Source organism: Deltaproteobacteria bacterium (assembly GCA_023382265.1).
In the GTDB taxonomy this organism is placed as follows: Bacteria; JAMCPX01; JAMCPX01; order JAMCPX01; family JAMCPX01; genus JAMCPX01.
Genome location: JAMCPX010000021.1, coordinates 1 through 22,084, shown reverse-complemented (window position 1 = coordinate 22,084; position 22,084 = coordinate 1). Strand labels below are relative to the sequence as shown.

At 38.7% G+C, this 22,084-nt stretch carries 19 protein-coding genes; 17 read left to right on the top strand and 2 right to left on the bottom strand.

Going from position 1 to position 22,084, the window contains the following annotated elements; all coding sequences use genetic code 11:
- Positions 1-8: 8 nt before the first annotated feature.
- From gspD to M1381_04085, 9 genes are all read left to right on the top strand, one after another.
- Complete coding sequence (gene gspD / locus M1381_04125) at positions 9-2,429, top strand: type II secretion system secretin GspD (protein ID MCL4478273.1); 2,421 nt, start codon at positions 9-11, stop codon at positions 2,427-2,429.
- Positions 2,426-4,144: a type II secretion system ATPase GspE gene (gspE, locus tag M1381_04120; GenBank protein MCL4478272.1), complete on the top strand. Its 1,719-nt coding sequence runs from the start codon at positions 2,426-2,428 to the stop codon at positions 4,142-4,144. The genes gspD and gspE overlap by 4 nt, the downstream gene beginning before the upstream one ends.
- 4 nt (positions 4,145-4,148) lie before the next feature.
- A complete protein-coding gene (gspF, locus tag M1381_04115; GenBank protein ID MCL4478271.1) occupies positions 4,149-5,372 on the top strand; it encodes a type II secretion system inner membrane protein GspF in 1,224 nt (407 codons plus the stop codon).
- A 10-nt stretch (positions 5,373-5,382) separates the two neighbouring features.
- The gene (gene gspG / locus M1381_04110; protein MCL4478270.1) at positions 5,383-5,820 is read left to right on the top strand and encodes a type II secretion system major pseudopilin GspG; all 438 of its coding nucleotides are present in this window, start codon (positions 5,383-5,385) and stop codon (positions 5,818-5,820) included.
- Positions 5,813-6,346, top strand: a complete 534-nt coding sequence (locus M1381_04105) for a prepilin-type N-terminal cleavage/methylation domain-containing protein (protein ID MCL4478269.1) — start codon at positions 5,813-5,815, stop codon at positions 6,344-6,346. The genes gspG and M1381_04105 overlap by 8 nt, the downstream gene beginning before the upstream one ends.
- On the top strand, positions 6,315-6,740 hold the full coding sequence (locus M1381_04100; GenBank protein ID MCL4478268.1) for a type II secretion system GspH family protein: 426 nt from the start codon (positions 6,315-6,317) through the stop codon (positions 6,738-6,740). Before M1381_04105 ends, M1381_04100 begins: the two co-directional genes overlap by 32 nt.
- Positions 6,737-7,390 carry a prepilin-type N-terminal cleavage/methylation domain-containing protein gene (locus M1381_04095; GenBank protein ID MCL4478267.1) on the top strand — a complete coding sequence of 218 codons (654 nt, stop codon included), beginning with the start codon at positions 6,737-6,739 and terminating at the stop codon, positions 7,388-7,390. Before M1381_04100 ends, M1381_04095 begins: the two co-directional genes overlap by 4 nt.
- Entirely contained in the window at positions 7,387-8,454 is a 1,068-nt protein-coding gene (locus M1381_04090; GenBank protein ID MCL4478266.1) for a type II secretion system protein GspK, read from the top strand. Before M1381_04095 ends, M1381_04090 begins: the two co-directional genes overlap by 4 nt.
- Positions 8,455-8,537: 83 nt before the next feature.
- Positions 8,538-9,596, top strand: coding sequence for a patatin-like phospholipase family protein (locus tag M1381_04085; protein MCL4478265.1), 1,059 nt, complete (start codon positions 8,538-8,540; stop codon positions 9,594-9,596).
- Here the strand turns inward: M1381_04085 and M1381_04080 are convergent.
- The gene (locus M1381_04080; protein MCL4478264.1) at positions 9,593-9,931 is read right to left on the bottom strand and encodes a hypothetical protein; all 339 of its coding nucleotides are present in this window, start codon (positions 9,929-9,931) and stop codon (positions 9,593-9,595) included. The two genes, M1381_04085 and M1381_04080, sit on opposite strands and share 4 nt — an antisense overlap.
- A 153-nt stretch (positions 9,932-10,084) precedes the next feature.
- Here M1381_04080 and M1381_04075 point away from each other — a divergent pair, with 153 nt between their 5' ends.
- The 8 genes from M1381_04075 to ftsH all read left to right on the top strand — a co-directional run bounded on the left by M1381_04075 (position 10,085) and on the right by ftsH (position 20,999).
- Positions 10,085-11,311, top strand: coding sequence for a cytochrome c3 family protein (locus tag M1381_04075; GenBank protein ID MCL4478263.1), 1,227 nt, complete (start codon positions 10,085-10,087; stop codon positions 11,309-11,311).
- Entirely contained in the window at positions 11,304-11,972 is a 669-nt protein-coding gene (locus M1381_04070; GenBank protein MCL4478262.1) for a cytochrome b/b6 domain-containing protein, read from the top strand. Before M1381_04075 ends, M1381_04070 begins: the two co-directional genes overlap by 8 nt.
- 2 nt (positions 11,973-11,974) lie before the next feature.
- Positions 11,975-13,045 (top strand): hypothetical protein, encoded by a 1,071-nt coding sequence (locus M1381_04065; protein MCL4478261.1) that lies wholly within the window; start codon positions 11,975-11,977, stop codon positions 13,043-13,045.
- Between the two features lie 2 nt (positions 13,046-13,047).
- The gene (locus M1381_04060) at positions 13,048-13,965 is read left to right on the top strand and encodes a cytochrome b/b6 domain-containing protein (GenBank protein MCL4478260.1); all 918 of its coding nucleotides are present in this window, start codon (positions 13,048-13,050) and stop codon (positions 13,963-13,965) included.
- Positions 13,966-13,968: 3 nt separating this feature from the next.
- On the top strand, positions 13,969-15,969 hold the full coding sequence (locus tag M1381_04055) for a hypothetical protein (protein ID MCL4478259.1): 2,001 nt from the start codon (positions 13,969-13,971) through the stop codon (positions 15,967-15,969).
- 167 nt (positions 15,970-16,136) lie between these two features.
- Positions 16,137-17,546, top strand: a complete 1,410-nt coding sequence (locus M1381_04050; GenBank protein MCL4478258.1) for a hypothetical protein — start codon at positions 16,137-16,139, stop codon at positions 17,544-17,546.
- 140 nt (positions 17,547-17,686) lie between these two features.
- The gene (tilS, locus tag M1381_04045; protein MCL4478257.1) at positions 17,687-19,093 is read left to right on the top strand and encodes a tRNA lysidine(34) synthetase TilS; all 1,407 of its coding nucleotides are present in this window, start codon (positions 17,687-17,689) and stop codon (positions 19,091-19,093) included.
- A gap of 55 nt (positions 19,094-19,148) precedes the next feature.
- A complete protein-coding gene (gene ftsH / locus M1381_04040) occupies positions 19,149-20,999 on the top strand; it encodes an ATP-dependent zinc metalloprotease FtsH (protein MCL4478256.1) in 1,851 nt (616 codons plus the stop codon).
- Positions 21,000-21,280: 281 nt separating this feature from the next.
- On the opposite strand, the gene M1381_04035 is transcribed toward ftsH, so the two are convergent.
- Positions 21,281-21,451 carry a hypothetical protein gene (locus M1381_04035; GenBank protein MCL4478255.1) on the bottom strand — a complete coding sequence of 57 codons (171 nt, stop codon included), beginning with the start codon at positions 21,449-21,451 and terminating at the stop codon, positions 21,281-21,283.
- Between the last annotated feature and the right edge of the window lie 633 nt (positions 21,452-22,084).

Genomic DNA, 22,084 nt, shown 5'->3' with positions numbered 1-22,084 from the left:
GTGGAAGAATGAATAGAAGAACCATATCATACATTTCAGTATTTTTAATGCTACTTGCCCCATCGATTGTTATGGCTAAGGAAGATGGGGAAACAATTACATCTGTAACGATCAATAAACATATAAAAAAACCTGTAAGGGCTGTTAATGCAAGAATAAATATGGATTTTAATGATGTTGATATAAAGGATTTTATAAAGGTAATAAGCAAAATTACAGGGAAGGATTTTATACTCAGCCAGAATGTTAGCGGAAAAGTGACGATTATTTCACCAACACCTGTCACGCTGGAAGAGGTCTGGCGCATATTCGAATCGGTACTGCAGGTAAACAATTTAACAACGGTTGGGTCGGGCAATGTAATGAAAATAGTGCCGCTTAACAATGCAAAGGGAACAGAGATAGGCACATACTTTGGCAGAAAACCGGAGCACACAAGCGATGCCTATATAACGCAGGTTGTACCAATGCATTATATAACGTCAAGCGACATGGCAAACGTCATAAGGCCGTTTCTTTCACCTTTTGGCAACATACAAACTTATGATCCCACAAACACACTTATAATAACTGATGCTGCTTCCAATATAGACAGGCTGCTTAAAATTATTCAAGCCCTTGATAAGGATATATACAAACAGACAATAGATGTAATAAAACTGCACTATGCAACTGCTCAAAGTGTTTCAAATATCATAACCAGTCTATTTGCAGGAACCACAACCCCGTCTCCCGGTTTCTTCAGGCCCGCACAGCCAGGGGGGGTTCAGCAGCAAATAAAGGTTCTTTATGATGATAGAACGAATTCACTGATCATCGTAGCCAATACCGATATGCTGGAATCCATAAAACAGCTCATAGCAAAACTCGATGTACCTGTTAACGGTGAAGGACAGATACACGTTTATTATCTAAAAAATGCGAATGCCAAGGAGCTTGCAACAACTCTTGCAAGCCTTGCAGGCGGAGGCTCGTCAGCTATGCCCGGCATGCCGGGACATCCACAGCAGGCGGGTGCAGCAGTTGCGCAGTTTCAGGGTGGTGTTAAGATTACAGCAGACCCTGCAACAAACTCTTTGATCATTATAGCAACACCAAAAGACTATCAGACAATCAAGGGTGTAATAAGAAAACTTGATATAGCCAGGCGGCAGGTTTATGTGCAGGCAATAATAGCTGAATTATCTTTAAGCAGGGCAAATCAGTTTGGTGTCGATTTGCTGGCTTTACCAAATTTTAATGCAGTCGGTACTCAGTTGGGTGCGGGCAGTAATATGGGGGCAGGCTTGACGACATTACCGTCTACAACAAACCCGCTTGGTCCATTTGGATTGACAGGATTATCGTTGGGCGTTGTTGAAGGAACCGTTACACTAAACGGTGTAACGTATCCGAATATTGTTTCTTTCCTGAACGCACTTCAAACAGATAGTGAAGCTAACGTACTTTCTACGCCAAATATCCTTGCAACCGACAATGAAGCCGCAGAGATCATGGTTGGGGAAAATGTGCCTGTGCCAACAGGGCAGGCTGTAGGGCAGATCAGCGGTTATTCGCAGACGTACATACAGCGTCAGGATGTAGGTTTAAAATTAAAAATCACGCCCCAAATAAATGCAGGAGATTATGTAAGATTAAAACTAAATTTTGATCTAACAGCAATTATTGCATCCCCGCAGGGACTTAGTACAAATACATATGGTATAACAACGTCAAAGAGATCCGAAGAAACGGTTGTTACTGTAAAAAACGGGAGTACTATAATTATAGGCGGTTTGATCCAGGATCAATCAAGTGTAAGCGAAAGCAAAATCCCGTTACTCGGGGATATCCCAATAATAGGATGGCTTTTCAGATATTCAAATAAATCAAAAGACAAGACGGATCTCATGATTTTTCTTACGCCGTACATTGTTAGAGGGCAGGCAGACATAGCAGCTATAAACAGGATGAAAGAAGCACAGTCAAAAGAGTTTGAGAAAAAAACCTTTGGATACGAGCTTAAAAACAGCCCATTCAAAAGTGCGTTTAAAGGTTTAGATACTTCATCTCCAGCTTCTGTTCAACAGCCTGCGCCACTTTTGTTTACAGGCGAAACCTACATAACACCGGAGGGTGAGATAACGTCTCAAATGGGTGTTAAAGAAACGGGTGAGACATTTACAAGTGGTGCTGCATTAAGTGCAACTTCTACTTCAGCTATTACATCGGGCACCGGTATCCTGCCTGTAAACAAAGAGATAAAAAGCAATAAATCTTTAAAAGTGGAACAATTTACACCGGCAACAACTGCGATGCCGCCTCAAGTTATAGAAAAAAAACCAGCGTCAATAAAGGGAACAGAAAAATCAATACCAGGTACCGAACCTATCACAGGTACTACATTTACCGCGGGGGCATTAAAACAAACAGAAACAACAATACCATGAAGCAAAAAAAGCTTATAGGAGATATACTTCTTGAAGATAAGGTAATAGAATCACAACAGCTTGAAGAGGTCCTTGCCTATCAAAAAGAAAAAGGCGGCAGGCTTGGGGAATTGCTGTTAACCAAATTTAAATATATAAAAGAAGCGGATCTCTTAAAGGCACTTTCAAAACAGTTTGATATCGAATATATTCAGAATCTTTCAGGTATCAAGATTGATAGAGAGCTTATCCAGAAGTTTCCTAAAACCTTATCACGGCGATTTGCCATCTTACCCATTTTAAGGGTAGACGGTTTTGTAAAACTTGCTGTTTCGGATCCCACGAATATAGAAAGTATAAATGATGCGGAGCTATTGCTCGATGCCCCCGTTATTCCGGTGATCGTTTCCCAGCACGACATAATAAACGCTGTAAACATGTACTATGACAGGGTACAAGAGAGCACGGAGCAGATGGTTGATGAACTTGAGGATGCAAACCTTGACAATATCGCACTTGAGCTGAATGAACCTGAGGACCTTATTGATTCAACCGATGAAGCACCTATTATAAGGTTGATAAACTCGCTCCTGTACGAGGCTATAAAAAAAAGGGCAAGCGATATACATATAGAACCTTATGAGACTGAGATAGTCATCCGGTATAGGATAGACGGTATACTTTACGAGGTTATAAAGCCGCCGAAGCGTTTTCAATCGAGCATACTCTCAAGGGTTAAAATAATGGCGGGTATGAACATTGCTGAAAAAAGGCTGCCACAGGACGGAAGAATAAGAATAAAGATGTCCGGTAAGGACATAGATATCAGGGCATCTATTATCCCTACGTCATTTGGAGAGCGGGCTGTGTTAAGGCTGCTTGATCGGTCAAGCGTCCTCATAGGTCTTAACAGTATAGGCCTGAGTGAAGAGAAGCTGCATTTACTCAAACAGCTTATAAAAAGAACAAGCGGAATCATACTGGTAACAGGTCCAACGGGCAGTGGAAAAACAACAACTCTTTATTCTGTTTTATCAACACTTAATTCTTCAGAACTTAACATACTTACAATAGAGGATCCTGTGGAATATCAAATAAAAGGTATCGGCCAGATACAGGTGAACCCAAAAATAGAGCTTACATTTGCCAACGGACTAAGATCCATTCTAAGGCAGGACCCTGATGTAGTGCTTGTTGGTGAAATAAGAGATAAAGAAACGGCAGAAATTGCAGTACAGGCCTCCTTAACAGGTCATCTTGTGTTTTCAACGTTGCACACAAATGATGCAGCAGGAGGGATTACAAGGCTTGTAGATATAGGTGTTGAGCCATTCCTTGTATCTTCATCTGTTGTTGCAATTATAGCGCAGAGGCTTGTAAGGACAATATGTCCTGATTGCAAAACAGCATATAAACCGGATAATGACGAATTATTAGAGATTGGCATAAAAGCGGCTCAGTTACAAGACGGCATTATATATAAAGGGGAAGGGTGCAATAACTGTGTAAATACAGGTTATAGAGGCAGGACAGGCATTTATGAAATTATGCTTGTTGATGAAGAACTTCGTTCAATGATCACAAAAGGTATAGACTCTTCCACAATAAAACGTGAAGCCATTAAAAAGGGAATGACAACACTTAAACAGGATGGAGCAAGAAAGGTGATTGAAGGGACAACCAGCATTCAAGAGGTTCTGAGGGTTACACAGGAAGAGGTAACAGAGGTCGTTTAAATCTATGCCCGTATTCGAGTATAAAGGTTTTTCTTCCAAGGGGAAAACAATAAAAGGTATTATAGAGGCTGACAGCCAGCGTGCAGCAAGAATTAAACTTAAGGAGAGCGGAATATATGCAACTGATTTTAAACAGGAGATAGAACATGCATCGGAAACCGCGTCTCAGAGCAGCATCTCCGATCTTTTAACAAGGATAAAGCAGCAGGAAGTTGCTATTGCTACAAGGCAGCTTGCAAGCCTTCTCAGTGCAGGGCTTACACTTATAGATTCCATTGAAGCACTTGTAGAACAGATGGATAATATAAAATTAAAAAAAGTTCTCAGTAATGTTAAGTCAAAGATAAATGAAGGCAGCTCTCTTGCTGATGCACTTAAGGTTGCTCCAAAGGTTTTCCCCGAGTTTTATATAAATATGGTTGCTGCGGGTGAATCAAGCGGTGCCCTTGATATTGTCCTGCAGAGGCTTGCAGATTATATTGAAAATCAGGTAAAATTAAAATATAAAATAATTGCAACAATGGTTTATCCTGCGATTATGGTATCTCTTGCAACAATTGTTGTTATAGCATTGATGACATTCGTTATACCAAAGGTGTCAATGCTTTTTAGAGATGTACATCAAACCCTCCCACTTTTTACAAGAGTGCTTATCTTTATAAGTAATACTTTGAATTCTTATTGGTATTTGTTCTTGCTGATGCTGATAGGAATTTTTTATATTGTTAGATGGTATATAAGAACGGATAGAGGCAAAAGAAAATTTGAGTCCATGTTGTTTAATATGCCTGTCTTTGGTAAACTCATAAGAATGACGATAGTTGCTAGATTTGCAAGGACGCTGTCCACTCTTTTAAAGAGCGGGGTACCTGTTGTTAAAGCAATGGATATCGTAAAAACTATTGTAAATAATACGATTATTGAAGAGGCAATAGAAAAGGCAAAAGTAGCGATAGTCGAAGGTTCTACTATCGCGGCTCCTTTAAAGGCAAGCGGCGTATTCCCGCCTATGGTGACAAGAATGATCACGGTGGGAGAGCAGAGCGGTGAGCTTGAAGGCATGCTTGAAAAAGTGGCAAGCACTTACGAAGATAATGTAACAACAGCGGTTAGTGCTTTAACAGCCTTACTTGAGCCTATACTGATATTAATGATGGCAAGTATAGTGCTATTCATAATACTATCGGTGCTGGTACCGATATTTGAAATGAATCAGCTTGTACATTAGGAGGAAAATCATGAAAAAAGAAACAGGTTTTACGCTTATAGAGATAATGGTAGTAGTACTGATCATAGGTTTGCTCGCAACACTTGTTGCTGTTAATGTGATTCCGAGAAAAGAAGAAGCGGATAAAGTAAAGGCACGGGCGGACATAAAGTCATTAGAAACTGCCCTGAAACTTTATTACCTTGACAACCATATGTATCCAACAACAGAACAGGGCTTAAAAGCCCTTACGGACAAACCAACAACCGGACAGATTCCATGCTGCTGGAGAGACGGCGGCTATATAGAGGGCGGTCATATCCCAAAGGATCCATGGGATAATGATTATGTGTATATGAGTCCTGCGCCCGATGGAAAACCATATGTGATAATGTCTTATGGACCGAACGGTAAGCAGGGTGCTGCAGATAATAAGGGGGTAATAACAAACTGGGATGTGAATGAATAAGTTTAAGCAAAGTGCGTTTACTCTTATAGAGCTAACGGTTGTATTGTTTATTATTTTGATAGTGTTGGCTCTTGTTATCCCGAGATTGATGGATTTAACAGGTGTAGAGCTAAGGACATCCGCACAGAGGATGGCATCAACTATAAGATATGTGTATGCAAAGTCAGCCTTCTCACAGGGAATAACATATCGTATAAAGTTTGATCTTGCAAAAAATGAATACTGGGTGGAAAAATGTGTACCATCTCTTGAGACCAATGTATGCGAATGGAAATATGATACTGATGTACTCGGTAAGCCCGAGAAACTTCCACAGGGCATAAAAATTAAAGATATAATTATAAATACAGACACAGTGAGCAGTGATGCTACTGAGGTTTCTGTTCAGGTTTATCCGCAGGGCTACATGCCGTACACACTTATTCATCTTGAAGACGATAAAGGCGATGTTTATTCCCTTGAGGTAAATCCTTTTACAGGAGATGTGGCAATATATGATAAATATGTCGAACCGCCATCATCTTGAGAAGGGGTTCTCACTGCTTGAACTTCTGGTCGGGGTTGCTATCCTGGCTGTAGGGCTGCTTTCAATACAATCTTTAGAGAATCAGAATATAGATGCATCAAACTATACAAATGATCTCAGTATAGCAATGATGCTTGCAAACTATAGGCTTGAAGAGGAACAGATAAAAGCTGAGTTTGGGAGTTTTAGCCCGCCGATAAAATCTTTCTCACAACAGTTTCCATCATTTAAAATCGACGTAAAAACGGATACGGGAATAGGTCTGCCAATAGATTTACCTTTAAACCTACCTCCGATAATTTTGGTTAACGTAAGCTGGCAGTTTCACGGTAATACCGATAATTTTACACTCATAGATTATATTAAAACTCATGCGATGGTACCACAGATATGAAAAAATCCGGGTTTACATTGATAGAGGCTTTGATCTCCTTATCCATACTTGCGGTTATACTATCCTTCATATACCTTTCTTTTTTTACGGCGTTCAGGGCAAAATCTTATGTAGAACACAGAAATGCGATTTACCAGATCGGCAGAGAGATATTACTTCACATGCAAAGAGAGATAACATCGGCATACCTTTCCGTATCCCCTGCCGGAAGCATAAGCCCTTATACATATTTTGTCGGGATAAGCGATGAATGGAAGGGGAATCCCCTTGATAAACTGTATTTTGATTCGCTTTCTCACGTTAATATTCCTATAGCAAACGGCATTTTAGGCTCCGATTATTCAGCAATAGGATACGATTTTAAAATTGATCCAGATAAAACGATTGTATCTATGATCAGATACGAGACTCCATTCTTTACAACAGCGCCGCTAACACAGGGGCCAGGGTTTGTAGTCAGTGATCGGGTTGTGAGTCTCACGCTGCTGTATTTTGATTCTCATGTAAATCAGTGGACGAATCAATGGGATACAAGACTTTCGGGAAGGGGCTATCTGCCTTACGCTGTTCTTATTGAGATCATACTTAAAGACAAAAGCGGAGCTGAGATACCATTCAGAGAGATAGTTCACCTTAGGATGGCTCAATGAGCGGGATAAAAGGGCAGGTGCTGATCATCGTTTTGCTCGTCATAGCTATACTGTCTGCTGTTGTCGTTGAGTTTGCATATACGACAAGGGTGAACATGGATATTACCATGCGTATAAGGGACAGCGTACAGGCGCGGCGCATATCTATTGCAGCTATAGATATAGAAAAAAGCATATTACTGTCCGATATGAATATAAGTCCCAATGCTGACTATGAGGTTTATGGAGAGCTTAATACGGGTATGCAGTTGTGGTCTCAGATACCAAATTTCCCTTTACCCATTACGATAAAGGATCAAACAATTGGCATAGCACGAGGCTTGATAAGTGATGAATCGGGTAAATTTGATTTGAATGCACTTGTCGGTTCCGATACTATTACTATAAACCATACACTTGATGGAATATGCAGGAACATGTTCGAGAAATTAAAACTTGATCCCTCTGTTGTTGATGCAATTGAGGACTGGATAACCTCTGGAGAGATGCCAAGACCGAACGGTGCAAAAAGCGATTATTATGAGGGCTTGACACCTCCATATACTGCAAAGGATGCACCAATGGATTCAATAACGGAACTGAACATGATCAAAGGAATAAACCCCAAAACCTTTAACCTGCTTATGGGAGGTTCAGACAAGGCTGGAGTTTTACCTGTGCCTGATGCAATGGACAGTCCATACTTTACAGTGTTTCCAGAGTTTTATAATCCCGCATCTCCATACAGGATCAATGTCAACACAGCATCTCCCTTACTTCTGGCAGCGATGTACAATCTTGATGATTCTCAGGTTCAAGATATAATTTCTGCACGCCAACAGAAACCTTTCTTAAGTATTGGCGATTTTACAAACGAGCTTGTAAAGATCGGTATTGATCTCAACAATCCGGCTGTTCAGGCTGTTAATGGATATATTGATGTCAAAAGTGATTACTTTTCTATTGATGGTATCGGAATAATTAATGAAAGCGGTTCTTATGTTATAAGGACAGTGGTATACAGAAATAGACAAACCCACGCATTTACAATACTTTACTGGAGAGAACAGCCGTTCAATATGTAAATAGATGATTTTTTTAATATATATAATATCATTTTATCTTGCATAGTAATTTGATAATGGTATACTCTATAAAAGAGGTGAATATGACGAACAAAAGACCTTTAGAAAATATGATCAATGAAGATGCCAGAAAAAAAAGAACACCATTAAAAATAGGATTATGTCTGAGTGGAGGGGCAATAAGAGGTGTGGCGCATGTTGGTGTATTAAGGGTACTTTATAATGAGTTTGTCCCAATAGATTTTATAGCAGGCAGCAGTGCCGGTTCAATAGTAGCAGGTCTATATTCCCTTTATGGCTATCATGCAAGCTGGGAGGCATTTGAAAATACATTAAAGAGCAGATCCATTTTCCAATTTAAAAAGCGTAAAGGCAGTGAGCTTTTTGATTCGTCATATTTCAGAAGCTGGTTAAAAGAGCTTTTTGGTGACGCTACTTTCGATGATGTTAAAATACCGCTTGAGATTACGGCACTTGACATAAGATCAGGTAAAACAGTTTATATAAGCGAAGGGTATCTTAGAGATGCAATATATGCATCATGTGCAATACCGGGGGCGTGGAAACCCGCAAAAATAGATGATATGATACTTGTAGACGGTTCGTTTGGCAACGATGTCCCTGTTGATTGGCTAAGGCAAAGGGGTGCGGACATTATTATAGTCTCAATAGTTAACATATATAATGAATATCTATACGGCAGCGGTTTTTCGTTATCCAGAATACTAAAACTCATGACTTCAAGTAACATCGCCAAACCCATCATCACAACTGTAGGGACCGCTCTCGAATATGGAACAAAAAATATGAAAGATCTGGACAGAAAACCTATAAAAGCACTTTTAAGAACAATGGCAGTATTTGGAAGAAACTTTGATAAACAAAAATGGGGCACCGATGCTGATGTAAAAATAGTCCCCAATGTCGGTGACTTTTATTCAAGTAATCCAGGTTACATACCTCACAAAAGCCGGCTTGAATTTGTTGCAGCAGGAGCTATTGCAACATGGAAAAAAATACCGCACATAAAATATTTGCTCAAAGATATAGAATCACAAAAAGAGCTTTCTCTAACCGCTTCAGAAAAGATAAAAAAAAGAATAAGTGATGTAAAAAAATCTGTTTTACAAGTAGTGAGTTAATTCACTCTCTTTTGCGGGGAGGCTGTTTCGCTATCTTCATTTTTAGGTAAATGATCCTGTTCCTTTTTATCTTTAGATCGCGTTTGGGCAATCAGGTGATCAAGCTTATTCCCAAGTTTTACAACTTCTTCATTAAGTCTCCGTACATCACTTACAGAAGGTAGGTTTAGGATTGATAAAACCGCAGGCATTACAGAATCAAATCCCTGTTTCAGCTTCATAGCAGCTTCAAATGTTTTACTCATTACAGGCTGTACCGGTCTTGATGACAATAATTTTAGAGCTAACTCACCTATTCTCTTTTTGTTAAAGACACCGAAATGTGTTTGCTTCATTGATTCACACCTCCTCACTTTTTAAAACCAATATAATGCGAGAATGTCAAACAGTTTTAAAGAGCGTGTTCCGTTTTTTGTTGACCTGAAAATAAATAAATTATATACAAAATAATGTATACAAATAACTATAGCTTGTTGAAGAGGCAATAAATGAAAAAAAAAGTAATACTATTGGCAGGAGCTATACTGTTAATTTATAGCAGTGCTTATGGCGCGTACAATACTGATTGTATGAGCTGTCATGGAAAAAAAGATTTTTATAGCCAATTCCCTCATGTAGATCAAAAAGGTATGTACATAGCCCCAGATAAAATAACAGGATCTGCACATACCGGAATAAGCTGTATACAGTGTCATACTGAGATCAAAGGGTATCCTCACAAAAATCCGACAGCAAAGGTAAATTGTGCAAGATGTCATAAACAGCAGGCAGAGTCATTTTTTAAAAGTATTCATAGTAAAGTCTCCAACGGACCCGGTTGCGTTACCTGTCATGGCTCCCATGATATTAAAGGCAAGCCATATCTTGAATCAACTGCGGGGAAAAAAGCCATGATTAACATCTGCGCTAATTGTCACAAAGAACAACCCGTTGATGAAGAGACAACCAAATCGGGTTATGAATGGGTAAACTCTTATAAGGAAAGTGTTCATGGCGTCGCCTTTCTTAAAAAAGGTATTTCTGTCGCAGCCGTTTGTACCGATTGTCACGGCTCGCATGATATAGAACCCTCTACTGATCAAAACTCAAAAATAAACAAACTTAATATTCCGGTAACATGCTCAAAATGCCATGAACCAATATATGCAAAATATGTGCAAAGCATTCACTGGCACGCTGTAAAGGATAAGCACATAATGGCTGCACCTGTTTGTACTGATTGTCATGGAGAGCACAAAATCCTAAAACCAACGAATCCTAAGTCGAGTGTTTACGCTAAAAACATACCAACAACATGCTCAAAATGCCATAGCTCGGTAACAATGGCAAAAAAGTATAATTTACCGCTTGGAAGGTTATCTACTTATGAAAATAGTTTTCATGGAATAGCACTTAAATTCGGGAATCTTGAAGCAGCAAATTGTGCAAGCTGTCATGGAACCCATGAAATACTGCCGTCAAGTGATCCGAGATCATCAATAAATAAGGCAAATCTTGTAAAGACATGCGGAAGATGTCATCCAAATGCAAGTGCTGATTTTGTTAAAGGTAAAATCCACGTAATTGTCAATAAGCATGGAGAGAAGGGACCGTACTATGTAAGGATATTTTATACATGGTTTATAGGTATTTTAATCACAATCTTTGTAGTGTATGTAATATTTGATCTTATAAACATCCGTAGAAAAAAAATCATAAGGAGAAAGCATGAATAGCACAGCAGAGCGGCTCTCTAAAAATCAACGAATACAACACATTATTCTCTTAGTTTCTATGATAATTTTATCGCTTACAGGTATTGTACTTAAATTTCACAATAACCTTTTTTCTAAATGGCTGATAAGGTTAGAAGGCGGTATTTGGGTAAGAGGATTGATTCATAGAACCTTTGCAGTAATTCTTATGCTGCTTGTTGTATATCATGCATACTGGGTGGTATTTACAGATGAGGGACATAGAGAACTGATGAACATAAAACCGCGGTGGAAAGACGTCAAGGATTTTTTTCAGAAGCTTGCATTCAATCTTGGGCTTTCTAAAAAGCAGCCGGAATTTGATAAGTATAATTATTTTCAAAAATTTCAGTACTGGGGTGTCGTTTTCGGTACAATTATTATGATTTTTACAGGGATGATCCTGTGGTTTGTAAATTTGTCTATGGCGGTATTACCCAAATGGGTAATAGACCTAACCCTACTTGTGCATGGATGGGATGGGGTTTTAATATTTATAGTTTTATTCCTTTTTCATCTTTACAATGTACACCTTAATCCAGAGGATTTCCCCATGAGTAAGACATGGCTTGATGGCAAGATATCTATAGAACGATTAAAGCAGGATCACAAACTCGAATATGAGAAAATTATTAAGGGATAGTGATGATGAAAGCACTTAAATTGTTAACGTCTCTTTTTATCATACTATCTTTTATTCCCTCAAACGCCTCCGCTCAGGTAAAGTTGTATAAGAAATGTCTTTTGTGCCACGGCAGGCCGGGGTTTAAAAAGGTTATGCCCGGGGGGAAGGTTCTGGAACTGTATGTGAATAAGGAAGAGCTTGAGAACTCTATCCATAATAAACTGCATTGTACAGACTGTCATGCGGATGTTATGGAAATACCCCATCTTAAGAAGCCGGGTACTGTAAACTGTTTTAGATGCCATTATAAAGATAATCCTGATAATGCAATTCCTGCAAACGATTATTTTCAATCAATACACGGAGAGCTTCTCAATAAAGGTGATCCTTCTGCTCCAAAATGTCAGAATTGCCATGGTGGTCATAATGTTCAGAAAGTTAATTCACCGCTTTCTACGGTAAATCACCGGGATGTTGCATACACGTGCGGCAAATGTCATAAAACACAATATAAAAGATATGTAGAAAGTATTCATGGTGTTGCTGTACTTGATAAGAACATCAAGTCAGCTCCTACATGTACAACATGTCATGGAAAGCATTTAATATTGGCAAAGTACGATCCATTATCGAATATCTATCCTACGCATGTGCTTAACATATGTTCAAAATGCCATGAAAATAAAGAACTCATAAAAAAATATAATATCCCAGGCGGACGTGTAAGCACATACAAAGAAAGTTATCATGGGGTAGCAGATGAATTCGGGTCTGTGAGGGTTGCTAATTGCGCAAGCTGTCATCGGGCGCATCTTATCCTGCCTGCATCTGATCCGAGATCATCAATAAATAAGGCAAATCTTGTAAAGACCTGCGGTAGATGTCATCCAAATGCGAACATCGACTTCACCAAGGGTAAAATACACGTAAATTATAAAAGTAAAAGCTCGGGAATAATATACTATATAGGATTGTTTTTTGAGATCCTTACAATATCTACTTTAACAGTGCTTTTCATACATATATTATTTGATCTGTATCGCAGATATAAAGCAGGAGAATTGGGTAAGAAAAATAAATCGGGAGAATAATTGTGGCAGATAGATATAAAACTTCTAAAGAACACTTTATAGAAGAACTTGAAAATCATTTGATAGAATCACTTGGAATAAAAGATGATCAAGAACTCGTTAATATGGCAAAGAGGCTTATAAAAGCAGTTGCGGAGAATGACCTTGAGCCATTATTAGATACGAAACTGAAAAAGATATACAGGATCATAAAAAAAGAGCAAAAAGCCAGGGAAAAAACGAACAAGAAAGAACAATGGAAAGAGGATACATTTCAACGGTTTAACATTTATTTCAGGATTCAGCATATAATGCTTTTCATAAGTGTCATTATTTTGATTATAACAGGTTTACCTATAAAATTCCCAAATGCTGTAGCGTCCAAAATCATAATGCACATATTGGGCGGGATAGCGGTTCAAGGCATAATCCATAGGGTAGGTGCAGTGCTTTTAATCGCTTTTTATTTGTTCCATACATTATATAGTATGTTTAACAAAGAGGGCAGAAGGGATTGGTTTGCGCTTTTGCCGAGGGTAAAAGACGGCAAAGATGTTGTTCGGATGGTAAAGTATTTTTTTGGGTTATCAAAAGAAAAACCAAAATTTGATAGATTCAGCTATATTGAAAAGTTTGACTACTGGGCGGTCTACTGGGGTGGAATTGTAATGGTTGGTTCAGGGCTTATCATGTGGTTTCATAATTTAACCATGATGTATCTGCCAAAATATGTATATGATATTGCAAGAGAAGCCCATAGTGATGAGGCGCTACTGGCCACACTAACAATTGTTATCTGGCATTTCTATAATGTTCATTTTAATCCAAGCAGGTTTCCCGGGTCACTTGTGTGGTGGCATGGAAAGTTGACCAGAGAACAGATGATCGATGAGCATCCGCTGGAATACGATAGGATATCAAAACAAGTAGAGAAGGAATAGATCATGTTTGATTATGTAAAGCTCTTTATAATAAGACGCAAAATATCTATGGCAGTAATAGCTATTTTATTATTCGTGTGGCTTCTAAGCAATACCACGTTTATCATACTGTCCGGTTCTACAAATACCTGTAAAAGCTGCCACATTATGCAGCCATATATCAACGAATGGAAGTCGTCTGTTCATAAAAATATCTCATGCGTAACGTGTCATAAACTTGGGTTTAATTACATTACGAGAATGTCATTTGAAATTGCTACAGGATTTTATAATCCACACCCGAGGGCGGTTGTTTCTGATAAGATATGCATAAAGTGCCATACAATGGAAGAATTAAACAAACCCATATTTTACAAAAATATGGTATACTTTAATCACTCACTCCATGTTGGTAAGGATGTAAGAGAAATGCTGTTAAGCTGTGAGACCTGCCATCCGCATGTAACGCATGGTACAGAGCAGAAAACTACGGATGAAGATGCATGTATATCCTGTCATTTTATTGGTGCACCGAGAGGGGAGGCTGTTACAGGATGCCCTTCGTGCCATGGTAGCCCTACAAAAACCGTTGATTTTAATGGAATGGAGTTCAATCATAGTTCATATTTAACGAAAGGTATGCAGTGCAACCAATGTCATTTGGACGTCATAAAGGGCACCGGTAAAGTTCCCAAGGCCAGATGCCATAAATGTCATGAAGATAGATCGTATAAGTACGATAACCCCATGTTCGTACATTATACACATGTTACGAAAGAGCATTTAACCTGCAATAACTGCCATAAACCAATGGTTCATGGAGAGATACACATGATTCAGGCCCTCGAAAGTAATTGTAAAGACTGCCATCAATCAAAACACAACTATCAAAGGCAAATGTATATGGGAATAGGCGCAAAGGATACACCGAATACACCGGATGCAATGTTTTCTACACAGGTAAGCTGTGAGGGATGTCATCCTAAGAAATCTTCATCACTGCATAACATAAGACTTGCAAGAAAAGAAAATCTACAGCAGACAGCAATGGCATGCGTGGAATGCCACGGTAAGCCTTATGATAGACTTATGTATAATTGGATATCGGTTGGCAACAGTATGAATGTTTATGCCAGTAATACCATAAACAAGGCAAAAATTATAATAAGGAATTCGGGTGCAAGTAAAGTTAAGAAAGATCAGGCTCAGCGTCTTATCGACGATGCAGAATTTAATACCCGTTTTGTTTCAAACGCCTACCCTTCACATAACATAAGATACACACAGCAGATATTAATGAATTCTCTAAAACTTGCCAATAAAGCAGCAAAGATTGTTGGAGGTCCAGAAGCTGAGGCAAATGTTCCTGCATCGTTAAAGAGTGTTGGGGCTTCGTGTGCCGTATTATGCCATAATACTCTCGGAATGCCAGAAACAATAAGGTTTGATCCCCTTGGTGTTAATTTCCCGCACGATTTTCATATAAGCATGGGCTTAGGCTGTGATGCCTGTCATCCTGCAGATCATGCAATGGCTATGAACATAAAGGTAGATACATGCGCCCAATGTCATCATCAGAATAGTGCTACTTCAAATTGCGTATTATGCCATAGCGATACTGCCAAACTTTTTAACGGCCGTGTTCCGTTTAAGGATATCCCGCATACACCGAATGTTATGGCGGGTTCTGTAAGCTGTCATGACTGTCACGGTACAATAAAAACAGGCCACGTATACCAAACGGTAAGAGGCAGATGTGTAGGATGTCACGTGCCTATGTATGGCGGGCTGCTTGATAAATGGAACAATGTATATGCTAAAAAGTATGAGACTGTAGAATTATTATTAAAAAATACAAAAATAACACTTGAAGGACTTGACAAAAAGAGTAATAAATACAAACAGATGAAACATAGATATGATGATGCTTCTACCAAATTATTATTTATAGAAAAGGCAAACGGGCTGCATAATATGTCCGTTACAGAAGGCTTGTTTGACAGTGCTATTAAAGAATTAAAATAAGCATGTTAACGTAAAGTGTTTTCGGATTTCACTGATCGCAGCATTGGGCGGGATGCCTCTTTTTTATATTAGCTGAAATTTAAAAATGAACACTCGGGAGAGGAATGGCACTTTTATCTGCAGTCGTACTTGCGGGCAAAAGATAAATATTAATGGAGGATTATATTATGCGGAATAATGCAAATTTAGTAAACAAATTGTGGCCGATCCTTGTTATTTTTTTTACGATAATAGGTATGAATAGCTGCAGGGAATCTGCACCAAATCGGCAACAAACTTGGCAGCCTGGAATCGTATACCCTGCAAGCGTACTTGGCAGCAGAAGGGGTTATACCATATTGCGAGGAATTATACATTTACATACCGTTTATTCACACGATGCATGTGATGGACACCCTTTTATTAACGGGCAGCCAAACCAAGCCTGTTACAATGATTTCAGGAACGCCATTTGCAAGACAAAGGATGATTTTATTATGATCACGGATCACCCGTCAAATATGGTTAATTATTCATTTTACAACCTGTTGATCTATCAAGCAGGGGATACACTCATTTATAATAACGGCAATCCTGTTGCAAATATAGTCTCGTGCCCCGACAATTCTAAAACGATATTAATGGCCGGGCAGGAAGGTGTGCTTATGCCTGTTGGCATGGAATCACACATTGGTCTTACACCTACCGACAGGTCTATAAATTACAGCAGGGACGACGCATATATGATAGCCCAATACAAAAATAACGGTGCAGTCGTGTTTGTAAACCACACGGAGGGAAGAGATGCAGGCTATCTTATGACAGCTCCGGTAGATGGAGTAGAGATATACAATATTCATTCCAATATAGACCCTGAAATACGGCAGAACGATCTTGGGCTTGATCCATATGTGTTTATGGCAAAGCTATCTCTATTCCTCAATACCAGCCCTAATGCCCCTGATCCAAATCTTGCCTTTCTCTCATTCTTTACTGAGAACACAAATGATATTGCGAAATGGGATGCGCTTACACTTGATAGAAAAATGGTGGGCATAGCGGCAACAGATGTACATGAAAATGCATTCCCTATGATACTAAGAGACGGAGAAAGAGGAGACAGTTACAGGAGGCTGATGGAATGGTTCAGCAATTACGTGTTGGCAAAGCATGATGACTATCTGTCAATAAAAGATGCATTAAGAGAAGGGAGGCTTTATGTCTGTTTTGATATACTTGGGCTCGCCTATGGTTTCGATTTCCATGCTTTACTGGACGGTACTACGTATGAAATGGGGGAGGAACTGCCCTATCAGGATGGAATTAAACTGTATGTGTCGGTGCCCAGGGTGTACAGACTTGAATCGGGTGTAATTCCGCCGGACATAAGTGCAGAACTTTTGAAGGTAGACCAGTCTGGAGAACATGTTGTACATTCAGCAGCGAATTCATTTTCGTACGCAGTACAGTCTCCCGGTGTTTATAGAATAGTCGTATACATAACGCCCTATCATCTAATCCCGTACCTCGGACAGTATTATGAACAGTTTATGCAGAAATATGTATGGGTGTATTCAAACCCGATTTATATAAGGTGATTGATACCGGGATGTGAAACAGTACCACATTTTAAAATATCATTTTTTATTTTGTACCGTCTTAAAAAAGGATATCCGGTTTAATTCATAAATTATAGAACGTTCTTCCCTATTGCATTTTTTGGGTTTATAATGGATTAATGGCACCGCATAGTATAAAATTGATAGAAGAACAATTTTTGAGATTCATTAAATCGCATAACATGTTTTCACATGGACAGAGGATTGGTATCGGAATATCGGGGGGACCCGACTCTGTATGCCTTGCCGTACTTATTAAGAAGTACAAAGACGCATTTGGTATAGAGCCTGTTGTTGTTCATGTAAACCATCATTTAAGAGGCGAAGAATCGGACAGGGATGAGCAATTTGTAAGGGAGTTTGCAGAAAGCTCTCCCGGTTTTAAATTCATAAAATACGATATTCGGATAACCCAAAAAGAACTAAAGGGGCATTCTGTTGAAGAACTTGCGAGAAAAAAAAGGTACGGATGCTTTGAGGATTGCATTAAATTATTACATCTTGATAAAATTGCACTTGCCCATACAATGAACGACAATGCAGAGACAGTATTTATTAATATGCTTAGGGGCACCGGGATAACGGGTATAAGTGGAATCCCTCCGGTACGAGGACATTTTGTAAGACCCATACTTATGCTATCAAAAGATGATGTACTTGAGTACCTTAGAAAAAAAGGTATTGCTTATACGATCGACTCAACAAACGAGTCACCAGATTTTCTAAGGAACCGGATAAGGCACGAGGTTCTGCCTTTGATGATCGGACTTAATAGTAGGTTTTTAGAACATGTGATGCATACGGCCGGTGATCTGAGGGAGATTGATAGCTTTATGGATAAACTCACTGCCGATGCTTATAATAATGCTACAGTTAGCAAGAGCAGAGACTCTATAACCCTAAACCTGCAGAATTTATTAACGTATCCGCATGTTATCGTTAAAAGGGTTTTACAGACCGCTGTCAAATTTATGCAGGGAACATATTATAATCCAAAAAGGAAACACATAGATCAAATCATGGATATAATATTAAGTGGCCATACCGACTCAGCCGTACTTGAGTCATTATCAGAGGGAATAAAAGTTTATATAGAAAAGAGTACTATTGTTTTCACTAAGACAATGGACAAATTTACAAATACAGGAGTCCACAGGCTTAGTATCCCCGGCAAGACTCTTATTGATGAATTAGGTATAACGTTTAAAGCATCTATAGAATCATCAAACATCGACCCGGGCAGAATGGATGAAAATCGTATTGTGCTTGATTATGATAAGATAAATGATGTGTTGTTTATACGCACCCTTATAAAGGGTGATAGAATATCCCTGCCGGGGAACAAAGGACATAAAAAGGTTCATGATCTATTCATCGATAAAAAGGTACCGCGATTAAAAAGGACAAAAATACCATTTATTGTTACATCTTCCGGTGAGATTATCGCTATTACGGGTCTTTTTGTTGACAGCAGATATAGACAGGATAAAGACACAAAAACCTTTCTAAAGGTATTGATTATTTAAAATAATTTGTTTACATTAACACTGTATATAGTTTAATCAAAATAAGAGGATATAAATGGATCAGGAAAACGAAAAAAAACCTACGAAACAAAGCGGCAATAAGTACTCAGGGTTATTGAAGAATCTGGGTATATGGATAGTAATATTTGTAGTAACAGTTGTACTCATAAAATACATTAATCAGCCTGTTCAAACTGCAAAAACATTGACATTCAGTGAATTTGTCCAATTTGTCAATAAAGGGAGTGTAAAGTCTGTTGTTATAAGAGGGCATAAAATAACAGGGCAAACATCCGACAATAAAGAATTTGAGACATATACGCCGGATGATCCGAACCTCATCAAAGGGCTCCTTGATAAGGGTGTAAGTATTACAGCAAAACCTGAGGAGCAAGATTCTGTATGGAAGAGTGTACTTATAACGTGGGCACCATTGTTGATAATTCTTGTTATATGGTGGGTCCTGTTTACAAGGCAGATGCAGGGAGGCGCAGGTAAAGCCCTTTCATTCGGGAAGAGCAGGGCAAAGATGTTAAACGAGGGGCTGCAGAACATAACATTTAAGGATGTAGCAGGCGTAGAAGAAGTTAAATCAGAACTTCAGGAGATTATTGATTTTCTTAAGAATCCGAAAAAATTCACAAGACTTGGCGGAAGGATACCAAAGGGTGTGCTTTTGATAGGCTCACCAGGGACAGGTAAAACCTTGCTTGCCAGGGCCATAGCAGGCGAGGCAAAGGTCCCATTCTTTAGCATAAGCGGGTCTGATTTTGTAGAGATGTTTGTGGGTGTTGGTGCTGCAAGGGTAAGGGATCTGTTTATGCAGGCGAAGAAGAGCGCCCCATGTATAATATTTATGGATGAGATAGATGCAGTGGGAAGATACAGAGGCGCAGGACTTGGAGGCGGGCATGATGAGAGAGAACAAACCTTAAATCAGTTGCTCGTAGAAATGGATGGATTCACGGCAAATGAAGAAGTTATAATGATAGCTGCAACAAACAGGCCTGATATACTTGACCCTGCGTTACTCAGACCGGGCAGATTTGATCGCAGGATAGTAGTTTCTATCCCTGATTTAAAAGGAAGGGAAGAGATCCTTAAAGTCCATACAAAAAAGATACCCCTTTCAGAAGATGTGGATCTGAATGTAATAGCGCGGGGCATTCCCGGTGTTACAGGAGCGGACCTTGCTAATTTGACAAACGAGGCGGCTTTGATCGCAGCGAAGAATGCCAAGGACAAGGTATCAATGGAAGACTTTGAACAGGCAAAGGACAAGATCCTTATGGGTATAGAGAGAAAGAGCATGGTTATAGGAGAAAAAGAAAAAAGGTTAATAGCATATCACGAGGCGGGTCATGCACTTGTTGCCAGATCTATCCCCGATTCTGATCCACTGCACAAGGTTACCATTATACCGAGAGGTCTTGCACTAGGAATAACGCTTCAACTCCCCGAAGAGGATAAATATACTATATCGAAAGATCACCTGCTATCAACGATAACGGTACTTATGGGTGGAAGAGCTGCAGAGGAAATTGCACTTGGTGACATCTCAACAGGTGCAAGTAACGATCTTGAGAAAGCAACTGATCTGGCAAGAAAAATGGTGTGTGAATGGGGTATGAGTGAGAAGCTCGGTCCTGTTACATTTGGCAAGAAAGAAGAACTCGTATTCCTTGGTAAAGAGGTTGGAAGACAAACGGAATACAGCGAAGCCACCGCAGTGGAGATAGATAAAGAGATAAAGGATATAATAATAGCATGTTATACCAATGCAAAAGATGTAATAAAGAACAAGCTTGATCTGTTGAATAAATTTGCTGACAAGTTGTTAGAAAAAGAGATACTTGACGCGTCAGAGATTGAAGCCCTGCTTAACCCGCAGTCCGCTAATGCTTGATAGGCATTTATAATAGTATTGTTAAAAACATTGAAGGCCGTGTTGAACGAACAAGTAGTCGCGGGTTTTAAACCCGCTATCAGCTAAAAACATAAGGTCTTGAAAAGTAAGGTTTTTTCCGTGCAAACCCTTTATTCAAGCGGATTAGCGGTCTTTTATGTGTTCCTATGACTTACTACCAGTTTTTACTACTTTGGCTTAATTCTGATCACAAAAGCGATCACAAGGTAAAATGCGTATGTATACAAGATATACGAAATCGTTGAAATACGAATGATTATTTATAACGCTGTAAGCCTTAAAAGTTCCAAGAAGTCTTTTAACTTATCTTTGGTAACGTTCTCTATTACTTTGTTAATTACTGCCTTTAATTTTTCTTTATTGGCTTCATTGAGTAACTTGTTAATGGTATCTTTTATGTGTTTTTCAGAATCATCATTATTTGTTATCAATAAAAGCTCATAGAGTTCTACCCCGATTATACAGGAAAGAATAAGGCATTAGCCTAATAATAATACCTATAAGAGCTTATCAACCTTGATAGAGTTTATATATATATGTCTTATCAATCTTAATACAATACGATTTAAGCGGTAAATGTAGTACCGATCAATGTAACTTAGTACGATCCTTTAACATTATCGGGTACGAAACAATAAATTAAGTCTTTACAATCATAAGTAAATTTATAGTCGAGCCAAAGCTCGCCTTTTTTATTTCTATAATCTGTTGCACAGAATAATAAGATTTAATTGATTAAATAAATCTATATTTTTTGAAAGCTTTAAACTTTGTAAAGGTTGTTATATTGCTATAGTGATATTATTATACATTGATATAGTGATATTATTATAGCATATAGCTTTCTTTGCTTTACAGTATACTTGCAAGCAGTTTAATATCACTTTCCAAAATATGATTAAGAATATCATATTTTCGTTATCTGTAAGGCTTAATAATCTTTAATTTTGAAAGAAAATCGTATTGAAACGATGGTATTGAGATCAATCAAGGGCGTTATTATTAAAATCCTCCATTGTTTTATTAAATGCTTTTTTTAAATCATCATAAAGGGTTTTATTCAA